The sequence below is a fragment of the Tenggerimyces flavus genome, assembly GCF_016907715.1.
Classification (GTDB): Bacteria; Actinomycetota; Actinomycetes; order Propionibacteriales; family Actinopolymorphaceae; genus Tenggerimyces; species Tenggerimyces flavus.
Map to the genome: position 1 here is coordinate 4,476,123 of NZ_JAFBCM010000001.1, position 15,494 is coordinate 4,491,616.

The 15,494-nt window shown below is 69.8% G+C and carries 12 protein-coding genes; 6 read left to right on the top strand and 6 right to left on the bottom strand.

Translation table 11 applies throughout. The features are described from left to right. Positions 1–2 precede the first annotated feature (2 nt). From JOD67_RS20905 to JOD67_RS20920, 4 genes are all read left to right on the top strand, one after another. Positions 3–1,691, top strand: a complete 1,689-nt coding sequence (locus JOD67_RS20905) for a branched-chain amino acid ABC transporter permease (RefSeq protein WP_239553950.1) — start codon at positions 3–5, stop codon at positions 1,689–1,691. Beyond that, positions 1,688–2,509: an ABC transporter ATP-binding protein gene (locus JOD67_RS20910; protein ID WP_205119281.1), complete on the top strand. Its 822-nt coding sequence runs from the start codon at positions 1,688–1,690 to the stop codon at positions 2,507–2,509. The genes JOD67_RS20905 and JOD67_RS20910 overlap by 4 nt, the downstream gene beginning before the upstream one ends. Further along, positions 2,509–3,222 carry an ABC transporter ATP-binding protein gene (locus JOD67_RS20915; RefSeq protein WP_205119282.1) on the top strand — a complete coding sequence of 238 codons (714 nt, stop codon included), beginning with the start codon at positions 2,509–2,511 and terminating at the stop codon, positions 3,220–3,222. The genes JOD67_RS20910 and JOD67_RS20915 overlap by 1 nt, the downstream gene beginning before the upstream one ends. Positions 3,223–3,436: 214 nt before the next feature. After that, complete coding sequence (locus tag JOD67_RS20920) at positions 3,437–5,233, top strand: GNAT family N-acetyltransferase (RefSeq protein WP_205119283.1); 1,797 nt, start codon at positions 3,437–3,439, stop codon at positions 5,231–5,233. Between the two features lie 8 nt (positions 5,234–5,241). Here JOD67_RS20920 and JOD67_RS20925 read toward each other — a convergent pair whose 3' ends face one another. Further along, positions 5,242–5,988, bottom strand: coding sequence for a DUF554 domain-containing protein (locus tag JOD67_RS20925; RefSeq protein ID WP_205119284.1), 747 nt, complete (start codon positions 5,986–5,988; stop codon positions 5,242–5,244). 55 nt (positions 5,989–6,043) lie between these two features. Here JOD67_RS20925 and JOD67_RS20930 point away from each other — a divergent pair, with 55 nt between their 5' ends. Then, a complete protein-coding gene (locus tag JOD67_RS20930) occupies positions 6,044–7,207 on the top strand; it encodes an ROK family transcriptional regulator (RefSeq protein WP_205119285.1) in 1,164 nt (387 codons plus the stop codon). Here the strand turns inward: JOD67_RS20930 and JOD67_RS20935 are convergent. From JOD67_RS20935 to JOD67_RS20955, 5 genes are all read right to left on the bottom strand, one after another. After that, the gene (locus JOD67_RS20935; protein ID WP_205119286.1) at positions 7,204–7,779 is read right to left on the bottom strand and encodes a YdcF family protein; all 576 of its coding nucleotides are present in this window, start codon (positions 7,777–7,779) and stop codon (positions 7,204–7,206) included. The genes JOD67_RS20930 and JOD67_RS20935 overlap by 4 nt on opposite strands. Positions 7,780–7,806: 27 nt before the next feature. Continuing rightward, entirely contained in the window at positions 7,807–10,896 is a 3,090-nt protein-coding gene (gene ileS, locus JOD67_RS20940; protein WP_205119287.1) for an isoleucine--tRNA ligase, read from the bottom strand. Between the two features lie 916 nt (positions 10,897–11,812). Further along, the gene (locus JOD67_RS20945; RefSeq protein ID WP_205119288.1) at positions 11,813–12,208 is read right to left on the bottom strand and encodes a hypothetical protein; all 396 of its coding nucleotides are present in this window, start codon (positions 12,206–12,208) and stop codon (positions 11,813–11,815) included. An 86-nt stretch (positions 12,209–12,294) separates the two neighbouring features. Then, on the bottom strand, positions 12,295–13,503 hold the full coding sequence (locus tag JOD67_RS20950; RefSeq protein WP_205119289.1) for an endonuclease/exonuclease/phosphatase family protein: 1,209 nt from the start codon (positions 13,501–13,503) through the stop codon (positions 12,295–12,297). Between the two features lie 54 nt (positions 13,504–13,557). Further along, positions 13,558–14,574, bottom strand: a complete 1,017-nt coding sequence (locus JOD67_RS20955) for a sigma-70 family RNA polymerase sigma factor (RefSeq protein ID WP_307782482.1) — start codon at positions 14,572–14,574, stop codon at positions 13,558–13,560. 82 nt (positions 14,575–14,656) lie between these two features. Between JOD67_RS20955 and JOD67_RS20960 the strand changes: the two genes are divergently transcribed. Continuing rightward, positions 14,657–15,478, top strand: a complete 822-nt coding sequence (locus JOD67_RS20960) for an alpha/beta fold hydrolase (RefSeq protein ID WP_205119291.1) — start codon at positions 14,657–14,659, stop codon at positions 15,476–15,478. The last annotated feature ends 16 nt before the right edge of the window (positions 15,479–15,494 follow it).

The window sequence follows — 15,494 nt, forward strand, 5'->3', positions numbered from 1 at the left end:
TCATGAGAATCGACGCGCTGCTCGAGCGGCTGCTCGGCAACGCGGCCTGGCTGGTGGCACTGATCGGCGCCGCGCTGACCACCGTCGGCACGCTGCTGCCGTGGACGTACGACCGCAGCATCCTGCACGACCTGACGGTCTACTTCTATCCCGCCGGCGCGCAGGTCTACACAATCATCCTCGGCGGGCTTGCGTTGGTGTATCTGCTCGCGCAGCGCGGACCGCTGGCGGGTCTGCTCGGCGTGCTGTTCCGCGGTGGCTCCGGACCCGTCCGCATGGCCGGGATCTTCGCGACCGTGGTCGTGTGGCTGACGCTGATCGCGATCGCCGCCGCGCTCGGTGGCATGGTGAACGTCGATCCCGGCGGCTTCGTCTCCGGCGCCGGTGCGCTGATCCTGCTGGTCGGCTCCCGCGCTATGCCGGTCGAAGAGACGCCGGAGCTGAACGGCGAGCTGCACGACATCATCGAGATCCTCATCATCGCCGCGGTTCTCGGTGGTCTGCTGCTCACTGCCGCGTACGCGCTCAACACCGACCAGGCGTGGATCTTCGTCCTCGTGCTGATCATGGTCGGCGGCGTCGCGGCGATCCTGCAGAAGGGCGGCCTGCTCGGCTGGTTCACCCGCATGGCCGGCCGGCATCGCCGGGTCACGCTGCTCGCGGCGTTCGTGGTCGCGTTCCTGTTCCCGCTGACTCAGGGCGACAGCGACGCGAACATGTCGATCGCGACCCAGATCCTCATCTTCGCCGCGACCGCGATCGGCCTGAACATCGTGGTGGGCTTGGCCGGACTGCTGGACCTCGGGTACGTCGCGTTCCTCGGCTCCGGTGCGTACGTCGGGGCGATGCTGTCGGCGTCGACGTTCGCCAACATCGGCTGGACGCCGCCGTTCCCGCTGGTGCTGTTGATCGGCGCGCTCGTCGCCGGCTTCCTCGGCATCATCATCGGCAGTCCGACGTTGCGGGTCAGCGGCGACTACCTCGCGATCGTGACACTCGCGTTCGGCGAGATCTTCCGGCTGACGGTCAACAACCTCGACGGAACGAACGGGCCGGACCTCACCAACGGTCCGAACGGCATCCCGGCGATCCCCGACCTGGAGCTGTTCGGGTTCAACTTCGGCGACCAGCACACGATCTTCGGCGTCACCATGGGGCGATTCGCCAACTACTACTTCGTGTTGCTGATCCTCATCGCGTTCGTCATCACCGTGTTCGCCCGGTTGAACAACTCCCGGATCGGGCGTGGCTGGATCGCGATCCGCGAGGACGAGCGGGCCGCCGAGGCGATGGGCGTCAACACGTTCGGCCTGAAGCTGCTGGCGTTCGCCGGCGGCGCGATGCTCGCCGGCCTCGCCGGCACGATCAAGGCGCACCACGACGTCTCGGTGACACCGGACCAGTACGTCTTCCTCGAGTCCGCGTTCCTCGTCGCCGCGATCGTGCTCGGTGGAATGGGAACGGTGGCGGGCGTGCTGCTCGGCGCGACGATCCTCAAGCTGCTGCCGGAGAAGCTGCGCTTCTTCTCCGAGTACCGGCTGCTGTTCTTCGGTGCCGTGCTCATCCTGATGATGCGGTTCCGGCCGGAGGGCCTCGTGGCCAGTAGGCGAAGACAGCTGGAGTTCCACGAAGAGGACGAGGCGCTCGCCGAACGCGTGGAGGACGATGTCGCGGAGGTGACGGCACGATGACCGTCGAGCAAGCCGCTCCAGCGCCGGGCCGGCACGCCGCCGCCGGGCTGCTGTCCGCCCGCGGCGTCACGATGCGGTTCGGCGGCCTGGTGGCCGTCAACAACGTCGACTACGACGTGTACGAGGGCGAGATCGTCGGGCTGATCGGGCCGAACGGGGCCGGCAAGACGACGTTCTTCAACTGCCTCACCGGCATGTACAAGCCGACCTCAGGCACGGTCTCGTTCCGCGGCCGCCCGCTCCGGCCGCGGCCGCAAGCGGTGACCAAAGCCGGCGTCGCACGGACGTTCCAGAACATCCGGCTGTTCGCCAACATGACCGCGCTGGAGAACGTCATGGTCGGCCGGTACTGCCGCACCACGACCGGCCCGATCTCGGCGATTCTGCACGGGCCGAAGTACCGGCGCGAGGAACGCGAGACGCGCGAACGGGCGCTCGAGCTGCTGCGGTTCGTCGGGCTCGAGCGGAGCGCGGACCACCTGGCCCGCAACCTGCCGTACGGCGACCAGCGGCGGCTCGAGATCGCCCGCGCCCTGGCGACCGACCCGGGGCTGCTGCTGCTCGACGAGCCGACCGCGGGCATGAACCCGCAGGAGACCCGCGGCGCGATGGAGCTGATCTTCCGGATCCGGGAGCAGGGCCTCGCGGTCGTGGTGATCGAGCACGACATGCGGTTCATCTTCAACCTGTGCGACCGGGTGACCTGCCTGGTCCGCGGCGAGAAGCTCTGCGAGGGCACCCCGGAGTCGGTCCAGTCCAACCCGCGGGTGATCGAGGCGTACATCGGCACCGGACCCGAGGCTGCGGAGGGCGCCTGATGACAACGATCCTCGAGGTCAAGGACCTGGTCGTCGCGTACGGCAAGGTCCGCGCGGTCAAGGGCATCAGCTTCACGGTCAGCGAGGGCGAGGTCGTCACGCTGATCGGGACGAACGGTGCCGGCAAGACCACGACGCTGCGGACGATCTCCGGCCTGCTGCCGTTGACGGGCGGCTCGATCACCTTCCAGGGTGAGCGCATCGACGGCATGCCCGCGCACCGCATCGTCGAGCAGGGGCTGGCGCACGCGCCGGAGGGGCGGCGGATCTTTCCGCGGATGACCGTGGAGGAGAACCTCCGGCTCGGTGCGTACGCCCGTCGCGACACGGGGGTGGCGGCGGACCTGAAGCGGGTGTTCGAGCTGTTCCCGGTGCTGGAGGAACGTCGTCGCCAGGCCGCGGGCACGTTCTCCGGCGGTGAGCAGCAGATGCTCGCGATCGGCCGGTCGCTGATGTCGCGGCCGAAGCTGCTGATGCTGGACGAGCCGTCCATGGGCCTGTCGCCGTTGATGATGCAGCGGATCATGTCGACGATCCGCGAGCTGGTGACGGACGGGACGACGATCCTGCTCGTCGAGCAGAACGCCCAGGCGGCGCTGGAGCTCGCGCACCGCGGCTACGTCCTCGAGGTCGGCCGGATCGTGCTGTCGGACACCGGCCAGCAGCTGCTTGGCAACGAACAAGTCCGCAAGGCCTACCTCGGCGAAGACTAGTCGCGATCTTTCGTCCTGTGGTCGGGTTCGACCGGTCTGGCCCCTTTACGCCGGGCGGATGCCAGGTAGAGGGGCCACTGGCCGGGTGAGGCGACCACCTGCCAGACGCGGCGGTCCACGCGCTCCGTTACCCGGAGACGGCCTGGCACGTTCTAGCCTGTAGACGACAGGGTCTCCGTCCGGCCCGCCGAGGTTCCCGCGGGAGGTGCCGAGCATGCGCGTACAGACTGCTCGGCTGCTGATCCGCGACCTGCGGGAGGACGACCGCGAGTCCGTACGGCAGTGGCGGCACGACCCTGACGTCACCCGCTACCTGGACAACCCCACCGGGGCGGACGCCGACCACTGGTTCGACGCCGCGCTCCGCGCCAACGCGACAAGGCCGCGGCACTCGCACGACTGCGCGATCGTGCTGCTGCGCTCCGGCGAGGTCATCGGCTGGCTGCGGATCGGCAGCTCGATCGACACCCGGGCGGGGGAGTACGTAGCGTCGTACGCGCTGCGCCCGGAGTACTGGAACCAGGGCTACCTCTCCGAGGCCCTCAAGGCCGCTCTCGACGTCAGCTTCTCCGAGCTCGGCGCGCTGCGCGTCTACGCCCAGGCGTACCGGGCGAACGGCGCGTCGACGCGCGTGATGGAGAAGGCGGGCATGCGGTTCGCCGGCGCCGCGCCGTCCGCGGCACCCCTGCTCGGCGACAGCGTCCGGTACGTCGCCGAACGCGACACGAGGCGCCCCGGTTTCCTCACCAGGCTCGGGCTGCGCGGCGGTCAGCGCAGGCGGGTCGGGCTGGTCGTCGTTCTCGGCCTGGTCCTGCTGCTCGCCGCCCCCGTCGCCGTCAGCGCGACCCTGGACTGGCTGGACAAACCGACCGCGCCGGAGGACGCCCGGCTGCTGCGCTGGCAGCCGCGCGGCGAGCTCACCGACGACCGCGGGACGGTGAACGAGGCGAGCGACGCCTGGCGCGCGTACCAGGGCCAACGCCCCGGGCGCGAGATCTACGTCGTGTGGGCCGGGCGGATCGCCGCCGGCCGCCTTGTGCTGCTGCAGTCCGTCGGGCCCGACGACGTCCCGTACCTCGCGCAGGTCTCCGAGCGCGGCGAGCCGGCCAAGTGGGTCGTCGACCGGGTCGAGCAGCTCGACGAGCAGCCGCTGGGGATCGTGGTCAGGTACGACGGCAACCTGAACATGCCGATGACGCAGACCGGCACGGGTGCCTCGCTGGTGCAGCTCCTGCTCGCACCGCCGCACGCGCTGCGCCACGTCGGGACCCCGCGGCTGCTGCGGCGGACGCGGGAGCGCCCGAACGACCAGCCGAGCTGGGAGCCGCTGGTCGTCGACGACCGGGGGATGAGCAAAACCTGGCTGCACATCGACCGGCTGTCGCCCGACGGCACGGTGATCGCGATGGTGTGGCCCTCGTCCCGTGGCCGGGACTCCGTCCGTACGATCGCCGCGTCGCCGGAGGCGCTGCTCACCCGGCAGCCGACGATCCAGCTGGCCGACCCGACGTGGGGGCCGATGACGCCGTTCGACGAGCTCGTGTACGACGACGCCCGCGCGGCTGGAACGGTGCTCGGGCCGGACCACGTCGAGGGCGATGTCGCCCTGCTCGCGGCGCGGACGACCGACACCCGGACCTCCATCCTCGAGACCCGCAGGCAAGGCGTGTCGACCGCGGTGCTGGTCGTCTGGGGGCGGAACCGGGTGGAGTGCGTCGGCGACGCCATCTATCCGGACCTGGCGGACCGGTCGTTCGTCGCCATCGGCTGTGCGGACGCGACGCTGGACAAGACGATCCTGGCGGTGGTGGCGAAGCCGGGGACGGCGCGGTTCCAGGTGTCGGACGGGCGGGGTCGGCGGGTCGTGGAGTCGGCCGCCGCGCAGCCGCAGGTGCTGGTGATCGGGCCGGGGGCGCCGACGTACCAGCCGTACCTGGTGACCGCGTACGACGCGAAGGGTGTCGCGATCGACCGGGACACGATCGAGATGAACGGGACGTTGCCGCGGTAGCTCCCGCTTCAGCGGAAGGCTGCCACCGCCAAGGTGAGCAGCGGCGCCGCGACCAGCGCCGGCAGCAGGTCGCCGACTGGGAGCTGCTTGATCCGCAGCAGCCGCAGCCCGACGCCGAACAGCAACAGCCCGCCGGTCGCGGTGAGCGCGGAGATCTGCCCCTCGGACAGGAACTCGCCGAGTGCCAGGCCGACGAGCGTCAGGGTGCCCTGGACGACGAGCACGGCGAGGCCCGCGGCGGCGACACCCCAGCCGAAGCTCGCGGCGAACGCGATGGCGGCGAACCCGTCCAGCGTCGCCTTCAGCACGAGCTGCTCGCTGCCGCGCCCGAGCCCGTCCGAGATCGAGCCGAGCACCGTGAGCGGACCGACGCAGAACACCAATGAGGCCGCGACGAACCCCTCGACGTAGCGCCGGCGTTCCTCCGACTCCGAACCCTTGGACAGCCGGCGTTGGAGCGCGCCGCCGATGCCCTCGAGCCGGTTCTCCAGCCGCAGCAGCGATCCCACGACGCCGCCGATCACCAGCGCGGCCAGCACGACGAGGATCGTGGCGGCGTCGCCGACGTCGCGGACGAACGGCGCGTCCCGTACGGCGACCGCGGAGAACGCGGCGATGAGGATCGTCACCAGCCCCAGCGCGTCGGTGACGACGTCGCGTGTACGTTGCGGAAGCCGGTGGCCGAGCAGGACACCCAAACCGGTGCCCAGTAGGACGGTGGCGACGTTCAGTAGGGTCCCGAATCCGCGAAACACGCGTGGAGCTTAGCGGTTGCAATATTGACGGCTTCCATCGTTAAGCTGGCGGGTCATGACGACCGACGGCGCGGACCTGGCTCGGCTGCGGCGGTTCAACGAGCTCGCGGTGCTGGCGACCGTGCGCGCGGGCGGCGAGCTGCGGCTCGCCCAGATCGCCGAACGCACCGGGCTCGCTCGTGCGTCTGTGGGCGAGGTCGTGCGCGGCCTGGTCGGCAACGGCTGGCTGGAGGAGAAGGCGCCCGTCGTCGCCGGTCGCGGTCGGCCGGCGCACCGGTACGCGTTCCGCGCCGACGCCGGCCGGGTGCTGGGCCTCGACATCGGCGCGCACAACGTGCGCGTCCAGCTGGCCGATCTCGAGGGCACCGTGCTCGCCTCGCTACGGCATCGGACCGAGCCGGAGCTGCCACGCACCAAGCGACTTCAGGCGATCGAGCGGGCGATCCGTGACTGCCTGAAACAGGGTTCGGTCTCGTCCGATCAGGTGTGGGCGACCGTCGCCGGCAGTACGGGATGGGTGGACGGCGACGGACAGATCCTGCTGTCCGCGTCCATCCCCGACTGGGCGGGCGTCGATCTGGCCGGCAAGCTGCGCACGATCGTCGACGGGCCGATCGTGGTCGACAACGACAGCCGGCTCGCCGCATTGGCCGAGCAACGCCGCGGTGCCGGTGTCGGCGTCGCCGACCTGGTGCTGCTGCAGGCCGGGCGGCGTACCGGCCTCGGCCTCGTGATCGGTGGGCGGCCCCATCGCGGCTTCGGCTCGGCCGCCGGCGACCTGTCCATGCACCGGGTACTGAAGTGGGAGTCGGCGATCGAGTATCTCCTGCTCTGCAAGGCCGAACCGGCCTCCGGGCCGACCGACGACCACGTCGCGGACGTGCTCGTCGCGGCGGCCGAGGGCGATGCCGAGGCGCTCGTGGCGGTACGGCGGTACGTGCGCGAGCTGGGGGTCGCCGCGGCGGCAGCGGCGTCGATGATCGACCCCGAAGTGGTCGTTCTCGGTGGCTCGATGTCGGCGCACACCGAGCTGTTGTTGCCCTTGCTGGAAAGGGAGTTGGAGCTTCTTTGCCTGCGGCCGCCGACCGTACGCGGCTCCACGTTGGGCGCCGACTCCGCAGCGCTTGGCGCGGTCTGCCTCGCGCTCGAACGGCTCGACACCGCCCTGCTCGCCACCGGCGCCGGTCCGCTCGGTCCGCTCGCCCGACCCGCGAGCTAGGCGGCGAGGCTCCGCCTGGCCTTCGCCAAGGCCAGCAGCCCGTACGCGGCGAGCAGCGGCTTGAGCGGAGCCCACTCGCCGAGCCGGTAGTCGGCGGATCGCACCAGCCGAGAGGCGAGGTCGGGCCGCTGGCGCTGGACGTAGAGCCGGGCCTTGAGCGCGTGCAACGGCTGGGAGACGATCTTGATCCGGTCGGCGTCCTCGACGAACGGGATCGAGAACTCGACGTTCTGCCACGTGCTGCGCGACTTCGTCTCCACGACGACCTCGCCGGCGTAGCCGCGTTGGCCGGTCGCGTAGCGCGCCATCAGCTCCGCCTCGTGCGGTCCACCGCTGAACACGAGGCGGGTCGACGGCGCGCTCGGATCGATCGACCGCAGGGCGGCGCGAACTCGCCAGCGGTTGACGACGTTCAACCGGTCCGGCCGAGGATTGCGAAAGCCGAGGACGACGACGGCCTCGCTCCCGCCCCGGTCGGGGTGCGTCAACTGCCGGGACGCTCGTCCGTTGACGACCTCCGCCCACCCGACGACGAGCAGCAGCACGCCGACGACGCTGGCCAGGACGATCACCGTGCAGATCCTGGCACGCTCGACCGATTACCGCTCGCGAGCGACCTCCACCGCCAGCTCGTCCCCTTCGGCCAGCTCCAGCGAGGTCGCCAGCGTCTCGCGGGTGACGAGGTCGCGGTTCGCGTCGACCGCGGCCACGGTCTCGTCCGGCGCGGTCACGCGGAGCGCGATCCGGTCGGACACGTCGAGCGACGCGTCGCGCCGGGCTTGCTGCACGGCGCGGATCACGTCCCGCGCCACGCCTTCCGCCTCGAGCTCCGGCGTCAGCTTCGTGTCGAGCAGCACGACGCCCGCGTTGCCGGGCAGCGCGACGGCCGACTCCGAGGTCAGCGGTACGAGGCGCAGCTCGTACTCGCCATGTCGCAAGGAGACTCCGCCCGCCACCACGCCGTCGTCCGACACCGACCAGTCACCGGCCCGGACGGCCTTGATCACCCGCTGCACCTCGGCGCCGAGCCGCGGCCCCAGCGCTCGCGGCACGACCGCAAGCTCACGTTGACAGTGGGCGGTGACGTCGACGTCGAGCACCACCGACTTCACGTTCACCTCGTCGCGCAACAGTTCGACGAACGGCTCCAACGCCGCGGCGTCGGGCGACGCGACCGTCAGCGAGGCCAGCGGTTGCCGGACCCGCAGCGACGACGCCTTCCGCAACGACAGCGCGGCCGAGCACACCGTCCGCACCGCGTCCATCGACGCCACCAGCGCGGGATCGTCCGGCAGCTCGTCGGCCGACGGCCAGTCCGTCAGGTGCACCGAACGGGAGCCAGTCAGCCCGCGCCACACCTCCTCCGTCACCATCGGCAGCAGCGGCGCCGCCACCCGGCAGAGCACCTCGAGCACCGTGTAGAGCGTGTCGAACGCGTCGGAATCGCCTGCCCAGAAGCGAGAACGCGACCTCCGGACGTACCAGTTCGTGAGCACGTCGAGGAACGACCGCACCTCACCGCACGCCGCGAGGATGTCGTGCGCATCCAGCGCCGCGGTCATCGCGGTGACGGTCGAACGCAGCTTGGCCAGAACGTACCGGTCGAGCACGTGCGGCGAGTCCGTGCGCCAAGTCGCTGTCGCGGTCTCCGCGTTCGTGTAGAGCGCGAAGAACGAGTACGCGTTCCACAACGGGTTGATCGCCTGCCGCACCGCGTCGCGGATCCACAGCTCGCCGACCGCGCCCTCGCCGCCGCGTACCAATGGCGACGACATCAGCGACCAGCGCACCGCGTCCGCGCCGTACTGGTCGAACATCAGCTCCGGGTCGGGGAAGTTCCGCCGCGACTTGCTCGCCTTCCGGCCGTCGTCACCGAGCACGATGCCGTGCGTGACCGCCGTACGGAATGCCGGCCGGTCGAACAGAGCCGTCGACAGCACGTGCAGGTTGTAGAACCAGGCCCGCGTCTGCCCGATGTACTCGACGATGAAGTCGCCCGGGAAGTGGTGCTCGAACCAGTCCGCGTTCTCGAACGGGTAGTGCACCTGCGCGAACGGCATCGCGCCGGCCTCGAACCAGCAGTCCAGCACCTCCGGCACGCGCCGCATCGTCGACTTCCCGGCGGGGTCGTCGGGGTTCGGCCGGGTCAGGTCGTCGATCCCTGGACGGTGCAGATCATCGACGGGTACGCCGAAATCGCGCTCGAGGTCGGCGAGCGACCCGTACACGTCGACGCGTGGGTACGCGGGATCGTCCGACTTCCAGACCGGGATCGGCGAACCCCAGAAGCGGTTCCGGCTGATCGACCAGTCGCGCGCGTTCTCCAGCCACTTGCCGAACGAGCCGTCCTGCACGTGCTCGGGCACCCAGGTGACGTCGCGGTTGAGTTCGAGCATGCGTGCCTTGAGCTTCGTCACCTCGACGAACCAGCTCGCGACCGCCTTGTAGACGATCGGGGTGTCGCAGCGCCAGCAGTGCGGGTACGCGTGCGTGTAGCTGTCCTGGCGGACCAGCTGACCGCGTGCGGCGAGGTCGCGCAGGATCTGCTTGTTGGCTTCGAAGACCTGCTGTCCCTCGTACGGCGGCGCGACCGCGGTGAAGCGTGCCTGGTCGTCGACGGTCAGCACGGTCGGGATGCCGGCGGCCGTGCAGACGTCGAAGTCCTCCTCGCCGTGTGCGGGCGCGACCTGGACGATGCCGGTGCCGTCCTCGGTCGAGACGAAGTCGCCGGCCAGGACGGTGAACGCGTTGGGGGAGTCCGCCAGCTGGGTGGTGAGGAAGTCGAACATCGGCTTGTAACGGCGGCCTACGATGGTGTGGCCGGGGACGGTGTCGACGAGAACCGCGTCGCCGAACTCGCGTTCGTACGCTGCGAGCCTTGCCTCCGCGAGCACGTACCGGTGGCCGTCCTTCTCCACCACGGCGTAGTCGACGTCGGGGTTGACGACCAGCGCGACGTTCGGCACGAGCGTCCAGGGCATCGTGGTCCAGGCCAGCGCGCGTTCGCCGGTCTCGAGCTCGAACCAGACCGTCGACGCCGGGTCGGTGCGGTCGCGGTAGGCGTCGTCGACGCGGATCTCGGAGTTCGAGAGCGGCGTCTCGCAGCGCCAGCAGTACGGCAGGACGCGGAAGCCCTCATAGACGAGGCCCTTCTCGTGGAGTTGCTGGAACGCCCACATGACGCTTTCCATGTAGGTCACGTCGAGCGTCTTGTAGTCGTTGTCGAAGTCGACCCAGCGGGCCTGCCGGTTGACGTACCGGTGCCACTCGTTGGTGTAGCGCAGGACCGAGCTGCGGCAGACGTGGTTGAACTTGCCGACGCCGTACTCGACGATCTCGCGCTTGGAACTGAAGCCGAGCTCCTTCTCCGCGTACACCTCCGCCGGCAGGCCGTGGCAGTCCCAGCCGAACCGGCGCTCGACCCGATGGCCGCGCATGGTCTGGTAGCGGGGGACGATGTCCTTGATGTAGCCGACCATCAGGTGGCCGTAGTGGGGGAGCCCGTTGGCGAACGGTGGGCCGTCGTAGAAGACGAACTCGTTGCTGCCGTCTTGTCCGGCCTCGCGTTGGTCGATGCTGGCTTGGAACGTGTGGTCTTCCTGCCAGTACGCGAGGACGTCGCGCTCGACGTCAGGGAACGACGGACTCGCGGTGACGTGGTCGTCGTCTCGGTGTCGCGGATAACTCATCGGTCTTCTGCCTCTGTCCGTCTGCCCGTTCGTGCCTTGGGCGAGGACGAGCCGGAGCCCGCGGTACCACCTCGCTTGCCCCCGCTTGCTGCTCGTGCGGGGGCCGCTCGTGTCGGCTGTGACGGGCCGTACCCGTCCGGTTCTACTGAGCGCCTCTTGGCGCCGTTCTTCCGGAGGCTCACCGGTGATAGCCGGGTCGAAGCCTGTACCCCCACGATAGCGACCACGGTCCAGTCGATTTGCACCCTGCCGCGTTCTACGGCGCGCTCTCTGGGGCGTGGGTGCTCCGCCTCGCCATCTCGTCCGCCCGTGTCCGGTCGCGGCGGAGCGAGTCAAGGGCGCCTCTCTAGGCGGCGCTTCGCGCGGGAGAGAGGCGTCGCTTCGCGCGGGAGAGAGGCGTCGCTTCGCGATCTTCGACCCTTGACTAGCTCCGCCGCGACCGGAAAGGCGCATGGACGAGATCGACGTGGCGCCTGATCGACTCCCTGCCAGTTCCCCTGCCCATCACCCCCCGTCGATCAGCTCACGCCCGCTCTCGCCGCGCCCCTCCCTCGCGGCCGAGCTCCTGCACTTTGCCCATAAAGGGGGCGTTCGGAGGGTGCTCGCTGTGGTCGGGAACGCCCCTTTGATGGGCAATGTCACGATGCGGGACGCGTCTGGGCGTTTCGATGGGGGCGTCCCACTATCGGAGAGGCCGATCCATCCGCCAGGTGCGCTCGACGCCCGTGATCATGAAGCCGAACTGGTCATATACGGCGGGTTTGCCTTCATGATCACGTTCATGATCATGGACGGATGGTCGACGGTTGGGGTGAGGGGCACCCTGGTCCCATAGGTTCGGACCAGGGTGCCCCCGACCCAGCCAAAACCCTGCGGCGCGATCGTTCCCGTCCGCCTCACCTGGCGGGGTTGACGTTCAGCGGAGGGTCACCGAGTGCGGCACTCCGTGACCCTTGCCGCGGAAGTCGACTGTCAGTGGTGGTGCCGAGATCTCGGCGGGCAGGCGGATCACGCTGGTCGTCGGGACCAGGTCCGCGGTGCAGACTGCCCCGTTACTCGGCTCATCGGGTCGGACGGTGACCACGAGGTGGTGCGGATCCAGCGGTTCCACCTCGACCGGTTCGGTGGGGCACCCGCTGCTCCCGGCGACGACCACGGCGAGGTGCCCGTCGTCGGTGATCCACGCGGCAGGCCGCCAGTCTCCGCCCAGTCGTCCGCCCTCGGCTTGTTCGACGACGATGCCTGGCGAACACGACACGGCGAACGCCAGGGCAGCGAGCAGGCACCCGCCGCGCCAACGGGCAGGGCTCATGGCCGCACCGTCCCAGGTCGGGGCCGCCCACTCCTGGCAACGGCGGCCTTCTCCCTCACGACGCTCGAGGTGCCCGACCGGTTGGCTTACCAGCGGGGGATCCAGATGTCCTGGCGGACGAGGTGGTGGTCGGACGTGTCGTTCAGCCTCGCCAGCGGGGAGCTCGCCACTGGCCAGAAGACCGCGCCGTCCAGCGGATACAGGCCGGTCGACGGGACCACGTAGTCCACGCGCAGGTTGCCGGGCGCGTTGTCGGTGAAGTCGCCGGTGTCGAACTTCGGGTCGGTCTTGTGCCCCACGTTCGCCCCGCCCTGCAGCGCGGCGGCTTCGGTGCCGCCGGCGGACGAGGGCTTGGGGTCCTGGACGCGCGGCGCGTCGAGCAGTTGCTGGATCGCGCCCGGGATGCTGTCGCCGTCGAACGGGTCGGAGTTGTTGTCACCGGCGACGACGAACTTCGCTCCGCGCTTCAGTCCGCCGCGGTGGCCCTTGTCGTCGTAGATGTAGGAGCCGCGGCCCGGCGTCACGTAGTCCGCCATCAGCCGGATCTCGTCGGCGTTGCGCGTCCCGTTCCGGTCCTCCGGTCCGTCAAACACCGGCGGCGTCGGGTGGCTGACCAGGAAGTGCACGGTCTTGTCGCGGATCTCGATCGGCACGTCCCAGTGCGACTTCGACGACAGCCGGAAGATCTTCAGCACCTCGGGGGAGTAGTAGTCGCCCTTCGCCGGCGTGGCCGGGTCGTCGGGGAGCAACGCGCCGGGCATGTCCTTCCAGCGGAACTTCTGGAACGTTCGTACGTCCCGCTTGTCGATCGGGTACTTCGACAGCACGAGCATCCCGTACTGGCCGGGGAAGAAGCCGAAGCCGTACGCGTCGTCCGGCCCGTTCGGGTTGCCGTCCCGGTTCAGGTCAAGACCCGTCGGCACGCCGGTGTTGACCGGCGCGGTGTACGCGTACTTGTACCGGATCGCCTTGGCGCCGTTCTGCGAACGCTCGAGGTAATTCTTCCGGAACAGGTCGGCGGCGACGTTCTTCGCGACGTAGTCGAACTCGTTGATCAGCAGGACGTCCGGCCGGTTCAGCTGCACGACCTCGGCGACCTTCTTCGCCTGCGCGTTGTCCGGGGTCGACAGGTCGGACACCAACTGGCCGGCGGCGGCACGGTTCAGCGAGGCGTTGAACGTCGCGAACCGGACCTTCGTCCCGAACCAACCGCTCGACGCCTCGGCGGGCGCGGCCAGGAGGGTGCCGCCGAGAGCGGCGATCGCGGTCGCGGCGACGAGATGACGGATCTTCATGGCGAGCCAGGCTGCCACGTCCGGGCGAAGCTCGGGTGAGGAACGTGTGAACGACTAGCTCTGTGGCGCCGTTGCCGGCAGTCCGAACAACGCGAAGTGCTCGGCGCCGATGAACGAGGTGACCTCCGCGATCTTGTCGTCCCGCAGCGTGAGCACGTCGATCGACCAGGCGCGGTGTGGGCCTTCCTCGCCGATCGGCAGCAGGTAGCAGGCGATGGCGGGTTGGCCGTTCGCGCTGACGATCGTGTGCCGCCACGAGCCGCAGACGAACGGGATCTTCGTCGCGAACTCCAGCACGGCGTCGATGCCCTGGTACCAACAGCTCAGCGGCGGCATCGACCAGGTGACGTCCTGCCTGACCAGCGCGACGAACGCCTCGGCGTCGCCGCGTTCGAGCGCTGCCGAGAAGCCGTTCACGATCTCCTTCAGACGCGCGTCGTCGAGCCGGCGGACCGTCTGCTGCTGGCTCCTGGTCGGCACCTTCTCGGCGAGGATCTTGCGTGCGCGTTGCAGCGCGGAGTTCACCGAGGCGGTGCTCGTGTCCATGACGTCGGCGATCTCGGCGGCGGAGAAGTTCAGCACCTCGAACAGCAGCAGCGCGGCGCGCTGGTTGCCCGGCAGGTGCTGCAGCGCGGCGATGAACGCGAGCTCGACGCCTTCGCGTTGCTCGATGCTCTCGTCGAGTCCGACGTCCGGGTACGGGCCGAGCCAGGCGACCTCGGTGTTGGGCTTGTCGTCGAGGACGGCCACGGAGCTCGACGGGCCGAGGTCCATCGGCAGCGCGCGGCGCTCGCGTCGTTCGACGGCGTCGAGGCACGTCCGCGTCGCGACCGTGTAGAGCCAGGACCGCAACGTGCCGCGGCCCTCGAACCGGTCCAGCTTCCGCCAGGCGCGGATCAGCGCATCCTGCAGCGCGTCGTCGGCGTCGTGAACCGAACCGAGCATCCGGTAGCAGTGCGCGTGCAGCTCGCGACGCAGCGGCGCCACCAGGCGGTCGAACGCCTCGTCGTCGCCGGATCTGGCGCTGGCGAGGTCGGGATCCGCGGTTTGCTCGAAGAAAGTTTCGCCCACGCGATGATTCTGCCTTGCCGGCGGCGGTCCCATCTTTCGAGAGGGCAGGATCGCCCTCGAGCAGCTACGAAGGAGACCTCCGATGAACGACTCGATTCGTACCGGCACCATCCCCGTCGCGGGCGGCACGCAGTACTACGAGGTGCGGGGCAGCGGGCCGCTGCTGGCGCTCGTGGCAGCGCCGATGGATGCCGCGGCGTTCGCTCCGCTGGCGGACGACCTGGCCGCGGACTTCACGGTGCTGACGATCGACCCGCGGGGCATCGGCCGGAGCCCGTTGGACGACCCGTCGCAGGACTCGACGCCGGAGGACCGAGCCGACGACATGGTGGCCCTGGTCGCGCACCTGGACCTGGGGCCGGCGACAGTGTTCGGCTCGAGCGGCGGCGCGGTGACCACGCTCGCGCTGGCCGCGCGGCACCCTTCGGCCGTGCACACGGTGATCGCGCACGAGCCGCCGTTGAACGAGCTGCTGCCGGATCGCGAGACGCTGCACGAGAAGACCGAGGAGATGATCGCGCTCTATGGGTCGGGCGACCCGGTGGGTGCGTGGCGGCTGTTCATGAAGGTGGGGAACCTGAACCTGCCGGACGAGATCTTCGAGATGATCTTCGGCGGCGAGCGGGACGCGGCACGCGCGGAGGAGGAGCGGCGGTTCTTCCTGCACGAGCTGCGCGCGACCACGCACTTCGCGCCGGATCTTGGCGCCCTGCGGTCCGGCCCGGCGCGGCTGGTGATCGGGATCGGCGAGGAGTCGACGGACCAGCAGTGCGACCGTACGTCGCGCGCGCTCGGCGCCGAGCTGGGCATCGAGCCGACCCTGTTCCCGGGCGACCACACCGGCTTCGTCGACAACCCGGCCCCGTTCGCGAAGAAGCTGCGCGAGGTCCTTCGCCAGCCCTGACCCAGCCCGTGATCAT

Excerpts from the sequence above, each read along its gene's own strand:
- JOD67_RS20920 (WP_205119283.1), top strand. The coding sequence starts at position 3,437 with ATGCGCGTACAGACTGCTCGGCTGCTGATCCGCGACCTGCGGGAGGAC.
- JOD67_RS20910 (WP_205119281.1), top strand. The coding sequence starts at position 1,688 with ATGACCGTCGAGCAAGCCGCTCCAGCGCCGGGCCGGCACGCCGCCGCC.
- JOD67_RS20905 (WP_239553950.1), top strand. The coding sequence starts at position 3 with ATGAGAATCGACGCGCTGCTCGAGCGGCTGCTCGGCAACGCGGCCTGG.
- JOD67_RS20945 (WP_205119288.1), bottom strand. The coding sequence starts at position 12,208 with ATGAGCCCTGCCCGTTGGCGCGGCGGGTGCCTGCTCGCTGCCCTGGCG.
- JOD67_RS20915 (WP_205119282.1), top strand. The coding sequence starts at position 2,509 with ATGACAACGATCCTCGAGGTCAAGGACCTGGTCGTCGCGTACGGCAAG.
- ileS (WP_205119287.1), bottom strand. The coding sequence starts at position 10,896 with ATGAGTTATCCGCGACACCGAGACGACGACCACGTCACCGCGAGTCCG.
- JOD67_RS20960 (WP_205119291.1), top strand. The coding sequence starts at position 14,657 with ATGAACGACTCGATTCGTACCGGCACCATCCCCGTCGCGGGCGGCACG.
- JOD67_RS20930 (WP_205119285.1), top strand. The coding sequence starts at position 6,044 with ATGACGACCGACGGCGCGGACCTGGCTCGGCTGCGGCGGTTCAACGAG.
- JOD67_RS20950 (WP_205119289.1), bottom strand. The coding sequence starts at position 13,503 with ATGAAGATCCGTCATCTCGTCGCCGCGACCGCGATCGCCGCTCTCGGC.